Consider the following 13245-nt stretch of genomic DNA (forward strand, 5'->3'; position numbering starts at 1 on the left):
CGGCTGTCTCCGGTGCGGCATGATACGCGCGTTTCGCGGCCAGAACGGCCCAAGCGCTCTTGGAACTATTCCACCCGGATCATTCCGACCTCAGCACCGCCGACACTGGCGCCAGCGCCACGCTCGCGGCCCGGTCCTGCAATCCCCATAAGAGAAGCGCGCTGATCGTATCCGCCCGCATCCGGCCCAACATGATTACGCCCTCCTCCTGCTGATCCGCCTTCATTGCGGCCTGATCGAGAAACCGCCGGATCGCAGCGGCATTCTGCCCCTCGCCGTCAAAATCCCGGAATAGACTGGCCGAAGGCACGCCTTCACGCGCAATCAGTTTTTGTGCGGTGTTCAGCCCATTGGGATGCATCACCAATCCATGCCCGCTCTCCTTGAGAATCGGAGCCAGTTGCGCACTCGCCTCACGGCTCGATTGCAGGCCGGTGCCGGTCCCCTCAAGCACGGCCACCGCCTGCGGCACCTGAGCGAACCATGCCTGCATCGCGACCTCTGCATCCTCGGGGCGCGCACCCTCTGGCAGATCGGTCATCGCCAAGACCTCGAATCCGGCGGCGCGGTAACGTTCCGCCGCCGCCGCCGCCCCGGTCCATCCGACATCGACCGCGAAGTTCAACGGATAGGGAAAACTCTGAAGCGCCTCGATCCCAATCGGGCTCTTCCCGTCATCCATGAGGATGATCGCCATCAGAGGTTTGCCCTCGGGATTGTCGAACGCCACCCGATTGCGGGCCAGAGCCCCCTCCTGCGTCACGGGCTCCACCGCCGCCTCAACCTCTGGCGCCGGGTCAGCGAGACTGGGGAGGCGATTGGTCGTCACCCCGTCCGCGCGGTTGCCGATGGTGCCGAGGGCGGGCAGCGTCTTGGAGACGGTCTCGTCTTCGGGCGCGGTTGCCGTCGCCGCCTGCTCTTCGGCCTCCGGTGACATATCCGTCATGCCGTCCCCGTCGGATGCCTCTGGAATGAGCACTGGGGCAGGTTCTTCTTCAGGAAAGATCGACAGGTCAGTCTCTGCCTCGGCAGCGTCCGCCGCATTCTCTTGCGGCGCGCTCGGACCGGCGCTCTCTCCCTCCGGTTCAGGGGCGGGCGGCTGCGCCGGATCAGTCGAGATCGCCAAGGACTCCTCGTTGGACGGCACGTCTGGCGGCGACAGCAGCGGGCTGGGCAGCACCGGATCATCCGTCTGCACCGCGACGCCAGAAGTCTCGCCCCCCACCGAAGGGGCCGCAGCCAGTTCCGCCGCCTCGCCGGTCTCAGGAGACTGAGACGGCGTGGTATCCGCGCCGACAGAGGCCAGATCATCCGGTGTGGGCGGTGCGACTTGCGACACGGCCCCACTTTCAGGCGCGGCCTGCGCCTCTGGCAAGGCCGCTTGCTCATCGTCTCGCCGAAGGTCGAACCCTGATCCGGCTGGCACCTCTAGGCTCACCGCCTCTGGCGGAGTGACGCCCGGTCCCCCACTCAGAACCGACAGCGTACCCAAGGCCAGTCCCGAGACCAGCGTTCCCGTCATCATGCCTGCCAATACCCCGCGTGCCACTGCCATTGCCCCCGTATCTGCCTGTTTTGCCTGTTATCCGGCCTAGCGCCTCTTGACGGTACCGCGCAAGACTGAACAAGTATACCGCGACCGGGCCCTTGGCCTCCAGCCCCCTTTGCATGAGGACAGGCGCGAATGCTGCTCTTGATAGACAACTACGACAGTTTCACCTATAATCTCGTCCATTACGTAGGCGAATTGGGTGCCGAAACCCGCGTTCTGCGCAACGATGCGCTCAATGTGCAAGAGGCGATGGCGATGCGCCCCGATGGCATCCTGCTCTCGCCCGGCCCCTGCGACCCGGATCAGGCGGGCATCTGCCTGCCGCTGACACTTGCCGCCGCTGAGGCGGGCATTCCGCTGCTTGGCGTCTGCCTTGGACATCAGACCATCGGTCAGGCCTTTGGCGGCAAGGTCATCCGCCATTCCGAAATCGTGCACGGCAAGATGGGCCAGATCCATCATCAGGGCAAAGGCGTCTTTGGCGGCCTGCCCTCACCCTTCGAGGCCACGCGCTATCACTCGCTGGTGGTGGAACGCTCTAGCCTGCCCGATTGCCTCGAGATCACCGCAGAGCTGGCGGATGGCACCATCATGGGCCTGCAACACCGCGACTTGCCGATCCAAGGCGTGCAGTTTCACCCCGAATCCATCGCCTCGCAACACGGTCACGCCCTGCTCAAGAACTTCATCGACATGATGCAGGTTCCGGCATGAGCGACCGGCTCAAACCCTTGATCGGCGCGGCCGCCGACCGGCCGCTCACGCGACAAGAGGCCGAAATCGCCTTTCAGATCCTGTTCGAGGGCGAGGCGACGCCTGCCCAGACGGGCGGCTTTCTCATGGCGCTGCGCACGCGCGGCGAGACGGTCGATGAATATGCCGCCGCCGCCGCCGTGATGCGCGCCAAATGCAACGCGGTGCGCGCGCCCGAGGGCGCGATGGACATCGTGGGTACCGGCGGCGATGGCAAGGGCACGCTCAATATCTCGACCGCAACCGCCTTTGTCGTGGCGGGCGCTGGCGTGCCGGTGGCCAAGCATGGCAATCGCAACCTCTCCTCCAAATCCGGGGCTGCGGATGCGCTGACCGAAATGGGGATCAAGGTGATGGTGGGCGTACCCGTGGTCGAGCGCGCGCTCGCTGAGGTGGGCATCGCCTTCATGATGGCGCCCATGCACCACCCGGCGATGGCACATGTCGGCCCCGTGCGTACCGAATTGGGCACCCGGACCATTTTCAACATCCTTGGCCCCCTCACCAACCCCGCGGGCGTCAAACGCCAACTTACCGGCGCATTTTCGCGCGACCTTATCCGCCCCATGGCAGAAACGTTGGGGCAATTGGGCTCGGAACGCGCCTGGCTCGTGCATGGCTCGGACGGCACCGACGAGATGACCATCACCGGTCTCTCTTGGGTCGCGGCTCTCGAAGACGACGGCAGCATCCGCGAGATCGAATTGCACCCCGAAGATTTCGGCTTGCCCGTGCATCCCTTTGAGGCCATCTTGGGCGGCACCCCGGCGGAAAACGCCACCGCGCTGCGTGCGCTGCTCGATGGTGCACCCGGCGCTTACCGCGATGCCGTCCTGCTCAATGCCGCAGCGGCCCTCACCGTGGCCGGCCATGCCAGCGACCTGCGCGAGGGCGTGGCCCAAGCCGCCGAGAGCATCGACAGCGGCGCGGCCCGCGCGAAACTCACCGCTCTGGCGAAACTGACATCGGAGACCGTATGACCAGCCCGACCATTCTGGACAAGATCAAAGCCTACAAACTCGAGGAAATCGCGGCAGCCAAGGCCGATCATCCCACGTCTGAAATCGAAACATTGGCCAACGAAGCGCCCCCGGTGCGCCCCTTCGCCGAGGCGCTGCACAAGGCCAGCAAGTCCGGTTACGGTCTCATTGCCGAGATCAAAAAGGCCAGCCCCTCCAAGGGCCTCATCCGTGCCGATTTCGACCCGGCCGCTCTGGCAGAGGCCTATGCGACGGGCGGTGCCACATGTCTTTCGGTGCTGACCGACACGCCCAGCTTTCAGGGTGCACCGGACTATCTGAAAGAGGCACGCGCCGTCTGCGACCTGCCCGTGCTGCGCAAGGATTTCATGTATGACCCCTATCAGGTCGCCGAAGCGCGCGCTTGGGGGGCCGACTGCATTCTGATCATCATGGCCAGCGTGTCCGACGCGCAGGCCCTCGAGTTGGAAGAGGCCGCGACGCACTGGGGCATGGATGCCCTGATCGAGGTTCACAACCGCGCAGAGCTTGACCGCGTCGGCCACCTCACGTCGCGGATGATCGGCATCAACAACCGTGATCTCAACAGCTTTGAAACGTCGCTCGACACCACCCGGCAATTGTCGAAATTCGTCCCCCCCGAGCGGATGATCGTCTGCGAGAGCGGCCTTGCAACGCCCGCCGATCTCTCGGACATGGCGCGTTACGGCGCGCGCAGCTTTCTTATCGGCGAAACCCTGATGCGCGCCGACGACGTGGCACAGGCCACCCGCGACATACTCGCCAATCCGCTCATGCCCGGAGGCTTTTGATGGCAGGGCTCAGCCATTTTGACGGCCAGGGCCATGCCCATATGGTCGATGTCTCTGACAAGGACATCACCGCGCGCGTTGCAGTGGCCGAGGGTCACATCAAGATGGCCCGAGAAACCTTTGATATCATTGCCGAAGGCCGCGCCAAAAAGGGCGATGTTCTCGCCGTCGCCCGCCTCGCCGGGATCATGGCGGCCAAGCGGACGCCAGACCTCATCCCGCTCTGCCACCCGCTCTCAATCACCAAGGTCACGGTGGATCTGACACTCGATCCCGAGCTACCCGGCGTCCGCATCGCGGCCACGGTGAAAACCACCGGCCAGACCGGCGTCGAGATGGAAGCACTCACCGCCGCCTCCGTCTCTGCCCTCACGGTCTACGACATGACCAAGGCAGTAGACAAGGCTATGGAAATCGGAGGCCTCCGCGTCATCCTGAAAGATGGTGGAAAATCAGGGCGGTATGAGGCGACATGATCACCGTTGACGCGGCTCTCGCGCATCTCTTCACCCTCGTGCAACCGCTCGACATCGAAGAGGTGCCGCTCGCACAGGCTGCGGGCCGTATCCTCGCCCGCGATGTGACCGCGACTCGCGACCAGCCGCCCTTTGCCGCCTCCGCCATGGACGGCTACGCAATCCGCGAGGAAGACGCCGCACCCGGCGCGCGATTTACCGTCATTGGCGAGGCGGCGGCGGGCCATGCCTATGTCGGCACCGTCGGCGCAGGCGCGGCAGTGCGCATCTTTACGGGCGCGCCGCTGCCCAAAGGTGCCAGCCGCGTGATCATCCAAGAGGACGTGACGCGCGACGGCGATCAGATCACCCTCGGGGATAAACTGGATACCAAGGACCATATTCGCCTCTTGGGCTGCGATTTCCGCCTTGGGCAGGCGATCACAGCCCCCCGCCGCCTACGCCCCACCGATATCGCCCTTCTGGCCTCGATGAACATCGCCGCCGTGCCGGTGCGCCGCAAACCAAAGGTGGCGCTGATGTCCACCGGCGACGAATTGGTCATGCCCGGAGAGTCCCCCGGCCCCGATCAGATCATCGCCTCCAACACCTTTGGCCTCAAGGCGCTGCTGGATGCGCTCGGGGCAGAGGCGCGCATCCTGCCCATCGCCCGCGATACCGTGGCCTCGCTCACCGCAGGCTTTGCCCTCACGCGCGGCGCTGATCTGATCATCACCATCGGCGGTGCCTCGGTCGGGGATCATGATCTCGTGGGCCGGGTGGCGGGCGATCTGGGCATGGACCGTGCCTTCTACAAGGTCGCCATGCGCCCCGGCAAACCGCTGATGGCCGGTCGCATGAACGGCGCGGCCATGGTCGGCCTGCCGGGCAATCCGGTCTCGGCCATGGTCTGCGGCCATGTGTTCATAGCACCGATGATAAACGCCATGCTGGGTCTGGGCGCGCAGGCCGCGCCCCGCCTGCGCGCGCCACTGGCAATCCCCCTGCCACCCAACGGCCCGCGAGAGCATTACATGCGCGCAGCCCTCACACCGGCGGGCATCCACCCCGAGGACAAGCAGGACAGTTCGCTCCTTAGCATCCTCGCCAACGCCGAGGCGCTCATGGTCCGTCCCGCCAGCGACCCGGCTCGCAACGCAGGTGACATGGTCGCGTATCTGCCGCTCTAGGCTGGGCAGGCTCACAGATTGGATTTGACCCCGATCTCCAAAGCGCGGACTGAAAGCGGAGCATGCGCCACAGCGCAGCGCCCGTCGCTCACGGGCAGAAGATATCGTTGAACAACGCGAACAGCATCAACGACAGAATCAGCGTCAACCCCACGGTCATCAGCACCCGCAGCGCGCGCTCACTCGGCGGACGGCCCGACACGGCCTCATAGGCATAAAACACCAAATGCCCCCCATCCAGAACAGGCACCGGAAAGAGATTGAGCAAACCCACAGCCGTTGACAGCACCGCAATGAACCAGATGAAACTCTCCGGCCCTTGGCTCGCCATCGCCCCCGAAACCTGCGCTATGCCAATCGGCCCGGACATGTTGCAACTGCTGATCGCGCCGGTGATCATGTGATAGAGACCCGAAAGCGAGCTCTGGATGATCTCGCCGGTCTGCCCCACCGCATCGCCGACGGCCTCGACCGGACCCAACCGTTCGGTTGCCGGCTCGAACGCCATGCCGCCCGCGATGCCAATGCGCCATTCGGTGCGAAACCCGCCCTCGGGCTGCGGCTCGTCCACCCGTCGCGGTGTGATGTTGACCTCATAGGTCTCGCCCCCCGCGCGCCACAGCGTCAGCGCCAGAGGCGCGCCATTCGATCCCTCAACCACATCCTTGAGTTCGTCAAAGGCCACAACCGGTGTGCCATTGATCGCCGTGATCACATCACCCGGCTGCAAATCCGCATCGAACGCCGCTGATTGCGGTGCGAGACCGCTGATCAATGGTGGCATAAGCTGCGGCCCCGCCGCAGTAACCCGGCTCCCCGCGCGCTCGACCTCATAGCGCAAGAGCGCCTGCCGGGGCAGCGCATCAATCAGATCGTCATAGACTTCGCCCGCCGCCACATCAGGCAGGCTTTGCCCCTCGATGCTCAGCACCCTGTCACCCGACTCCAGCGTGATCCCTTCCACCGGCAAGGGTTTCAGCGCACCAACTGTCAAAGGATCAGCGGTCTTGCCGCCGCTCATCATCACGGCGCTGAAAATCAGGATCGACAGGATAAAATTGAACACCGGCCCCGCCGCGACCGTGGCCGTGCGCGCCCAAAGCGGCGCCCCGTGCATGGTCTGGCGCAGGCGCTCCGGCGGCAGCGCCGCCATTGCGGCCCCATCCTTGCCGCTCGCAGCATCGGCATCGCCCAGAAACTTGACAAAGCCGCCAAACGGCAGCGCGGCCAGTTGCCAGCGCGTGCCATGTTTGTCGGTGCGCGCGAAAAGCACCGGGCCAAACCCAAGCGAGAACACCTCGGCTTTGATCCCGGACCAGCGGCCGACGATGTAATGACCATATTCATGCACCGCCACGATCACCGAGAGCGCGACAACAAAGGCCAGTATCGTCAGGAAAACATTACCGAATTGCGGCAGAAAAGTCAGAATGTCCAAGCTTTATCCTTGCGTTGTTCGCGTCAACACGACCTGATCGGCCTGCGTCCTTGCCAGATGGTCCATATGGGCCACCACATCAAGGGTCATCTCGGAATTCCGTGCCTCTGGCGCATCGCCCAGGGCGTTCAGCACCTCTTCGACCACCATGTTCATATCGGTAAACCGGATGCGCCCCGCGATGAAATGATCCAGCGCCCGTTCCTTGGCCGCGTTGAAAATCGCACCCGACAGACCGCGCGCCTCCATCACCTCGCGCGCGAGGCGCAGCGCGGGATAGCGCTCGGGGTCAGGCGGGCGGAATTCCAGCGTGCCGATGGCCGCCAGATCCAGCACCTCGACCGGCAAGGCCTGCCGCTGCGGCCAGTTCAGCGCATAGCCGATCGCATGGCGCATGTCCGGTGGCCCCACATGCGCCATCAGCGCCCCATCGCAGAACCCCACCAGCGCATGTACCAAGGATTGCGGATGGATCAGCACCTCGATCTGCTTGGGGGTAAAGCCAAAGAACTCCCGCGCCTCGATCATCTCCATCGCCTTGTTGAACATTGAGGCGGAATCAATGGTGATCCGCTGCCCCATCGCCCAATTGGGATGCGATGAGGCCTCGGCCACGGTGGCACTTGCCAGTCGCTCCAGCGGCCAATCGCGGAACGCCCCCCCAGAAGCGGTGATGATCACCCGGCTCACGGCGGCAGAATCCTCGCCCACCAGCGCCTGAAAGATCGCCGAATGCTCGCTGTCCACCGGCAGGATGGTGGCGCGGTTGGCGCGCGCGGTGCGCATCATCAACGCCCCCGCCGTGACCAGCGATTCCTTGTTGGCCAACGCCAGTGTCGCACCCTGCTCCAACGCCGCCAGACCGGGGGCAAGCCCAGCCGCGCCGACAATCGCCGACATCACCCATTGTGCCGGTCGGCCGGCGGCCTCGATCAAGGCGGCCTTGCCCGCCGCCGCCTCGACCGTGCTGCCCTTCAATGCCTCACGCAGCGATACCAGCAGATCGTCATGCGCCGTCACCGCCACATCCGCCCCAAGCGCTATGGCATCGCGGGCCAGCCTGTCGATCTTGCGCCCTCCGGTGAGCGCCACGACGTCATAGGCTCCCGGCGACCGCTTGATCAGATCAATCGTGTTCTGCCCGACAGAGCCGGTTGCCCCCAAAATGGAAATGCGTTTCATGCCACCCCCGGCAAGAGGCCCACGGCCCACAAGATGACACCAACGAACGCGGCACCCAGCATCGCATCAAACCGGTCCAACACACCGCCATGACCGGGAATGAGGTTCGAGCTGTCCTTGACCCCGCGCAGCCGCTTGACCGCACTTTCGGCAATATCGCCCATCTGCCCGGCAAAGCTCACCAGAACCGACAACGGCACCAGCGCCAGCCCCGCCCCGGTCGGTGCCGCAAAGATCAATCCAACGCCCGCCGCACCAATCCAACCGGCAAGTGTGCCCGACCATGTCTTTTTGGGGCTGTAGCGCGGCCAGAACTTGGGCCCGCCCAACGAGCGCCCCGCAAAATAGCCCGCGACATCAGAGATCACGACCACCGCCACGAGCCATAAGACCCAAATCAAACCAGCCTCGGCGCGCAGCGTGCCCATGGCGTAGCAGCCCAAGAGCGACCAGATCGCCAGCGCGAAAAACGGCCCGCGTTCCCGCTCGATCGAACTCGACGCGACCACCACCGCCGCCAAGAGGATCGGCAGCACCATGATCCCCGGCAACCACAGCGCCAAGGCCACCGCCACGGCCGCCAGAACGCCAGACCGCAACGCATCGGGCGCCGCGAACATCCGCGCCGCCTCCCAGATCATCGCCCCAGCGAGCACACAGACCAGCGCCGCAAAAGGAAACCCACCAAGCCAGATTTCGACCGCACCGACGACAATCAGCACGATGCCCGACACCATACGCGGCCAGAGATCGGTCCAGCGCGCCGCCCCGCTCATACAGGTGCAGCCCCGAACCGACGATCCCGCGACCCGTATTGTGACAGCAACCGGGCAAAAACATCCGGGGTGAAATCCGGCCAGAGCGTGTCGATGAACTCATATTCCGCATAGGCCGATTGCCAGAGCAGGAAATTGGAAATCCGCGCCTCGCCGCTGGTGCGGATCACCAGATCGGGATCGGGCAATACGCAAGTATCCAGATACCGCGGCAGGGTTTCCTCGTTGACGTCCTCTGGGCGCAGCCGTCCCTCGGCCACGTCAACCGCCAGACGCTTTGTGGCGCGCGACACCTCGTCCCGCCCCCCGTAATTGAGCGCGATGGTCAGATTGGTGCCGGTGCAATGCGCGGTCATCGCCTCGGCCTCATCCATCAGACTGCGGAGCTTGGCATCCAGCCGGGGACGATCCCCGATAAAGCGCACCTGCACATTCTCGCGCACGAACTCCTGCATTTCCTTCATGATATAGCGGCGAAAGAGGCTCATCAGCCCCGCCACCTCGGTCTGTGTCCGCTTCCAGTTTTCGGTAGAAAACGCGAATATTGTCAGATATTTGACACCCAATCCGGGGCAGGACTGCACGATCTCGCGCACCCGCCGCGCGCCCGCGTGATGACCGAACAGGCGCGGTCGACCGCGCTTTTGCGCCCAGCGGCCATTGCCGTCCATGATGATCGCCACATGGCGCGGCCCCTCGGTCGGGGATGATTTTCCTGCCATGGGCGCGACTTTCGGCATCAGACCTGCATGATCTCCGCTTGCTTGCCGTCCAGAACCTCGTCCACATGCTTGATAAAACGGTCGGTCAGGCTCTGCACTTCACCTTCCCAGAATTTTTGATCGTCCTCGGACATGCCGTCGGCCTTGGCCTTCTTGATTTGATCCATGCCGTCGCGGCGCACATTGCGCACAGCGACGCGGGCATGTTCGGCATATTGCGCCGCAACCTTGGTCAGCTCTTTGCGGCGCTGCTCGTTCAATTCCGGAATCGGCAGCATGATGATCGTGCCATTGAGCTGCGGGTTGATGCCCAGACCACTCTCGCGGATGGCCTTTTCGACCTTGCCGACCAGACCCTTGTCCCAGACGTTGATCGTGACCATGCGCGGCTCCGGCACGTTGACCGTGCCCACCTGATTGATCGGGGTTTTCTGGCCATAGGCATCGACCATGATCGGCTCCAGCATCGAGGCAGAGGCGCGCCCTGTCCGCAGGGATGCAAATTCCGTCTTGAGCGCGCTCATCGCGCCTTCCATCCGGCGCTCCAGATCGCCCGTGTCGATTTCGATATCTTCCGCCATGTCGTCTTGGTCCTTCTTCCGGCTCTTGTCCTGTCAGCCTTGTTTTGCCTCAACCGTGGACAGTTGTATAGGTGCCCTCACCGGCCAGAATGCCCTTGAACCCGCCCGGTTCGTCAAGAGAGAACACGATGATAGGCAAGTTATTATCCCGTGCCAGCGCAATAGCAGAGGCGTCCATCACTGCCAGATGCTGTGCCAGCACCTCATCATAGGTCACGCGATTATAGCGTTTCGCGTCCGCATACTTGATGGGGTCCTTGTCATAAACACCATCCACCTTGGTGCCCTTGAAGATCGCCTCGCAGGCCATTTCATTGGCGCGCAGCGTCGCCGCCGTATCGGTGGTGAAATAGGGATTTCCGGTGCCCGCCGCAAAGATACAGACGCGCTTTTTCTCAAGATGCCGCACCGCGCGGCGACGAATATACGGTTCTGCCACCTCGTCCATGCGAATGGCGGAAATCACCCGGCAGAACACACCGATTTTTTCCAGCGCCGATTGCATCGCCAGCGCGTTCATCACCGTGGCCAGCATTCCCATGTAATCGGCCGTCGTGCGCTCCATCCCCTGCGCGCTGCCTTGCAACCCGCGAAAGATGTTGCCGCCCCCGATCACCATACAGATCTCGACTCCCAGATCATGCACGATCTTGACCTCGCGCGCGATCCGCTCGACCGTCGGCGGATGCAGCCCATAGCCCAGATCCCCCATCAGCGCCTCCCCGGAAATCTTGAGCATCACGCGGCTGAATTTCGCTCGGTCCGGGCTGGTCATGGGCATTCTCCGCTGCGTCAGGGTAATCGCGCGCAAAATGTCGCAAATGCCGCCCATGTGCAATCGCTGATCATCCCGTTTCGCGGGGAAAAGGCGGCAAACCGCCTCGCCAAACCGAGCGATTGACGCTAACCCGGTCGCATGAGCCTGCCCGTTGACATCCCCCCTGACCGCCCCGTCCTGATCGCCGGCCCCACCGCCAGCGGCAAATCGGCGCTCGCGATGCGCATCGCCCGCACCCAAGGCGGCGTGATCGTAAATGCCGATGCTCTGCAAGTCTATGAAAACTGGCGCATTCTCAGCGCCCGGCCCACCGCAGGGGATGAGGCCGCAATCCCCCACCGCCTCTATGGTCATGTCGGTGCGCTCTCCCCCTATTCAACCGGCCACTGGCTGCGCGAAGTGGCGCAGATCCTCCAGTCCCCCGCGCGCCCCATCATCATCGGCGGCACCGGGCTCTATTTCACGGCGCTGACCGAAGGCTTGGCCGATATCCCCACACCCCCCGCCTCACTCCGCGCCGAGGCGGATCACCTGCTGGCCACCCAAGGGCTATCCACGCTTCTCGACGCGCTTGACCCCCTGACCCGTGCCCGGATCGACACCCACAACCCCATGCGCGTGCAGCGCGCCTGGGAGGTGCAGCGCGCCACGGGCCGGGGATTGGCCGCATGGCACGACGACACGCCGCCCCCGCTTCTGCCGCTCGACGCCTGTACGCCGCTCTTGATCACCGCCGACAAGGAGTGGCTCACCGCCCGCATCGCCCGCCGCTTTGACGCCATGCTAGACGCCGGGGCGCTCGACGAGGCGCGCGCCAACCTCCCCCTCTGGAACCCCACACTGCCCTCGATGAAGGCCATCGGTGCGCCCGAACTCATCGCCCATCTGAGGGGCGAAATGACCCTCGATCAGGCCCGCGAGGCCGCAACCATCGCCACCCGCCAATATGCCAAACGCCAGCGCACATGGTTCCGCGCCCGCATGCGCGCTTGGCAGCCCATCGCAGCGGAAACGCTCACCGCCTGACGCATTCGCATTTCGTGCAGCTATTTCGCATTTCGTGCAGCGCACCGCGATTTTCAGGACATGTGAGGCGACAAATCGCCTCTGCCCTCGCCAAATCCGCCCAAGGCCATCCGGCCCCGTCTTTGGGAGGAGACCACATGATTCCAGCCGCATTCGAGTATCACCGCCCCGGTGATCTTCCCGCCGCCTTGGCCCTCTTGCAGGAGCATGGCGACGACGCCCGTGTGATCGCGGGTGGTCATAGCCTCATTCCGATGATGAAGCTGCGCATGGCCGAGGTGCCGCATCTCATCGACCTCCAAGCCATCGAGGCGCTGCGGGGCATTGCCATAAACGGCAGCCGCATAACCCTGGGTGCGATGGTCACGCAGGCGGACCTCATCGCCCACGCCGGCCTCACCACCCACGCCCCCATCCTGCGCGAGGCCGCACTTCAGATCGCCGACCCGCAGGTGCGCGCCATGGGCACGGTCGGCGGCAATGTCGCCAATGGCGATCCCGGCAATGACATGCCCGGCCTCATGCAATGCTTGGACGCCACCTTCCACGTCACCGGCCCGGCTGGCAGCCGGACCATCGCCGCGCGTGATTTCTATGAGAGCGCCTATCTCACCGCCCGTGAGGATGACGAAATCCTGACGGCCGTCAGCTTTGAGGCACCCACCGGTGGACAAGCCTATGAAAAACAGAAACGCAAGATCGGCGATTACGCCACCGCCGCCGCCGCCGTGATCCTGACCCGAGAGGGGGATCGTTGCACCGCCGCTTCCATCGCTATGACCAACCTGTCGGACACGCCCATCTGGGCCGAGGCGGCAGGCAAGGCCCTCATCGGCACCGCCTGCGACGAGGACGCGGTGATTGCCGCCATCACCGCCATGCAGGACGCCATCGACCCGTCAGAGGACAATCGTGGCCCTGTTGCCTTCAAACGCCACGCGGCAGGCATTGTCCTTGCCCGCGCCATCGCCCGCGCTTGGTCGCGCGCCTGAGGGAGAGA

The 13245-nt window shown here is 64.2% G+C and carries 14 protein-coding genes; 7 read left to right on the forward strand and 7 right to left on the reverse strand.

What is annotated here, in order from left to right; all coding sequences use genetic code 11:
• Positions 1 to 79: 79 nt before the first annotated feature.
• A complete protein-coding gene (locus ACSSVY_RS12240; protein WP_454269824.1) occupies positions 80 to 1555 on the reverse strand; it encodes a divergent polysaccharide deacetylase family protein in 1476 nt (491 codons plus the stop codon).
• 129 nt (positions 1556 to 1684) lie between these two features.
• Here ACSSVY_RS12240 and ACSSVY_RS12245 point away from each other — a divergent pair, with 129 nt between their 5' ends.
• From ACSSVY_RS12245 to ACSSVY_RS12265, 5 genes are read left to right on the forward strand one after another with little or no spacing between them, the layout of a single operon-like run.
• The gene (locus tag ACSSVY_RS12245) at positions 1685 to 2266 is read left to right on the forward strand and encodes an anthranilate synthase component II (protein ID WP_454269825.1); all 582 of its coding nucleotides are present in this window, start codon (positions 1685 to 1687) and stop codon (positions 2264 to 2266) included.
• Entirely contained in the window at positions 2263 to 3285 is a 1023-nt protein-coding gene (gene trpD / locus ACSSVY_RS12250) for an anthranilate phosphoribosyltransferase (RefSeq protein WP_454269826.1), read from the forward strand. Before ACSSVY_RS12245 ends, trpD begins: the two co-directional genes overlap by 4 nt.
• Positions 3282 to 4097 (forward strand): indole-3-glycerol phosphate synthase TrpC, encoded by an 816-nt coding sequence (gene trpC / locus ACSSVY_RS12255; RefSeq protein ID WP_454269827.1) that lies wholly within the window; start codon positions 3282 to 3284, stop codon positions 4095 to 4097. Before trpD ends, trpC begins: the two co-directional genes overlap by 4 nt.
• Positions 4097 to 4573: a cyclic pyranopterin monophosphate synthase MoaC gene (gene moaC / locus ACSSVY_RS12260; protein WP_454269828.1), complete on the forward strand. Its 477-nt coding sequence runs from the start codon at positions 4097 to 4099 to the stop codon at positions 4571 to 4573. Before trpC ends, moaC begins: the two co-directional genes overlap by 1 nt.
• Positions 4570 to 5742, forward strand: a complete 1173-nt coding sequence (locus tag ACSSVY_RS12265; RefSeq protein ID WP_454269829.1) for a molybdopterin molybdotransferase MoeA — start codon at positions 4570 to 4572, stop codon at positions 5740 to 5742. The genes moaC and ACSSVY_RS12265 overlap by 4 nt, the downstream gene beginning before the upstream one ends.
• A gap of 88 nt (positions 5743 to 5830) precedes the next feature.
• On the opposite strand, the gene rseP is transcribed toward ACSSVY_RS12265, so the two are convergent.
• Genes rseP through pyrH form a run of 6 tightly spaced genes read right to left on the reverse strand, consistent with a single transcriptional unit; the run spans position 5831 to position 11222 of the window.
• Positions 5831 to 7180, reverse strand: a complete 1350-nt coding sequence (gene rseP / locus ACSSVY_RS12270; protein WP_454269830.1) for an RIP metalloprotease RseP — start codon at positions 7178 to 7180, stop codon at positions 5831 to 5833.
• A gap of 3 nt (positions 7181 to 7183) precedes the next feature.
• Positions 7184 to 8362, reverse strand: a complete 1179-nt coding sequence (gene dxr / locus ACSSVY_RS12275) for a 1-deoxy-D-xylulose-5-phosphate reductoisomerase (RefSeq protein WP_454269831.1) — start codon at positions 8360 to 8362, stop codon at positions 7184 to 7186.
• Positions 8359 to 9138, reverse strand: a complete 780-nt coding sequence (locus tag ACSSVY_RS12280) for a phosphatidate cytidylyltransferase (protein WP_454269832.1) — start codon at positions 9136 to 9138, stop codon at positions 8359 to 8361. Before ACSSVY_RS12280 ends, dxr begins: the two co-directional genes overlap by 4 nt.
• Positions 9135 to 9878 carry an isoprenyl transferase gene (locus tag ACSSVY_RS12285; RefSeq protein WP_454269833.1) on the reverse strand — a complete coding sequence of 248 codons (744 nt, stop codon included), beginning with the start codon at positions 9876 to 9878 and terminating at the stop codon, positions 9135 to 9137. Before ACSSVY_RS12285 ends, ACSSVY_RS12280 begins: the two co-directional genes overlap by 4 nt.
• Positions 9878 to 10441 (reverse strand): ribosome recycling factor, encoded by a 564-nt coding sequence (frr, locus tag ACSSVY_RS12290; RefSeq protein ID WP_009819345.1) that lies wholly within the window; start codon positions 10439 to 10441, stop codon positions 9878 to 9880. Before frr ends, ACSSVY_RS12285 begins: the two co-directional genes overlap by 1 nt.
• 49 nt (positions 10442 to 10490) lie before the next feature.
• Positions 10491 to 11222: a UMP kinase gene (gene pyrH, locus ACSSVY_RS12295; protein ID WP_217623018.1), complete on the reverse strand. Its 732-nt coding sequence runs from the start codon at positions 11220 to 11222 to the stop codon at positions 10491 to 10493.
• Positions 11223 to 11357: 135 nt separating this feature from the next.
• On the opposite strand from pyrH, the gene miaA reads away from it, so the two are divergent.
• Positions 11358 to 12245 (forward strand): tRNA (adenosine(37)-N6)-dimethylallyltransferase MiaA, encoded by an 888-nt coding sequence (gene miaA / locus ACSSVY_RS12300; protein WP_454269834.1) that lies wholly within the window; start codon positions 11358 to 11360, stop codon positions 12243 to 12245.
• A gap of 137 nt (positions 12246 to 12382) precedes the next feature.
• Positions 12383 to 13237 (forward strand): FAD binding domain-containing protein, encoded by an 855-nt coding sequence (locus ACSSVY_RS12305; RefSeq protein WP_454269835.1) that lies wholly within the window; start codon positions 12383 to 12385, stop codon positions 13235 to 13237.
• The last annotated feature ends 8 nt before the right edge of the window (positions 13238 to 13245 follow it).

This window comes from Roseovarius sp. MBR-51 (genome assembly GCF_053628575.1).

Excerpts from the sequence above, each read along its gene's own strand:
- ACSSVY_RS12305 (WP_454269835.1), top strand. The coding sequence starts at position 12,383 with ATGATTCCAGCCGCATTCGAGTATCACCGCCCCGGTGATCTTCCCGCC.
- dxr (WP_454269831.1), bottom strand. The coding sequence starts at position 8,362 with ATGAAACGCATTTCCATTTTGGGGGCAACCGGCTCTGTCGGGCAGAAC.
- frr (WP_009819345.1), bottom strand. The coding sequence starts at position 10,441 with ATGGCGGAAGATATCGAAATCGACACGGGCGATCTGGAGCGCCGGATG.
- ACSSVY_RS12265 (WP_454269829.1), top strand. The coding sequence starts at position 4,570 with ATGATCACCGTTGACGCGGCTCTCGCGCATCTCTTCACCCTCGTGCAA.
- moaC (WP_454269828.1), top strand. The coding sequence starts at position 4,097 with ATGGCAGGGCTCAGCCATTTTGACGGCCAGGGCCATGCCCATATGGTC.
- miaA (WP_454269834.1), top strand. The coding sequence starts at position 11,358 with ATGAGCCTGCCCGTTGACATCCCCCCTGACCGCCCCGTCCTGATCGCC.
- ACSSVY_RS12285 (WP_454269833.1), bottom strand. The coding sequence starts at position 9,878 with ATGCCGAAAGTCGCGCCCATGGCAGGAAAATCATCCCCGACCGAGGGG.
- trpC (WP_454269827.1), top strand. The coding sequence starts at position 3,282 with ATGACCAGCCCGACCATTCTGGACAAGATCAAAGCCTACAAACTCGAG.
- ACSSVY_RS12245 (WP_454269825.1), top strand. The coding sequence starts at position 1,685 with ATGCTGCTCTTGATAGACAACTACGACAGTTTCACCTATAATCTCGTC.
- ACSSVY_RS12240 (WP_454269824.1), bottom strand. The coding sequence starts at position 1,555 with ATGGCAGTGGCACGCGGGGTATTGGCAGGCATGATGACGGGAACGCTG.
- pyrH (WP_217623018.1), bottom strand. The coding sequence starts at position 11,222 with ATGCCCATGACCAGCCCGGACCGAGCGAAATTCAGCCGCGTGATGCTC.
- ACSSVY_RS12280 (WP_454269832.1), bottom strand. The coding sequence starts at position 9,138 with ATGAGCGGGGCGGCGCGCTGGACCGATCTCTGGCCGCGTATGGTGTCG.
- trpD (WP_454269826.1), top strand. The coding sequence starts at position 2,263 with ATGAGCGACCGGCTCAAACCCTTGATCGGCGCGGCCGCCGACCGGCCG.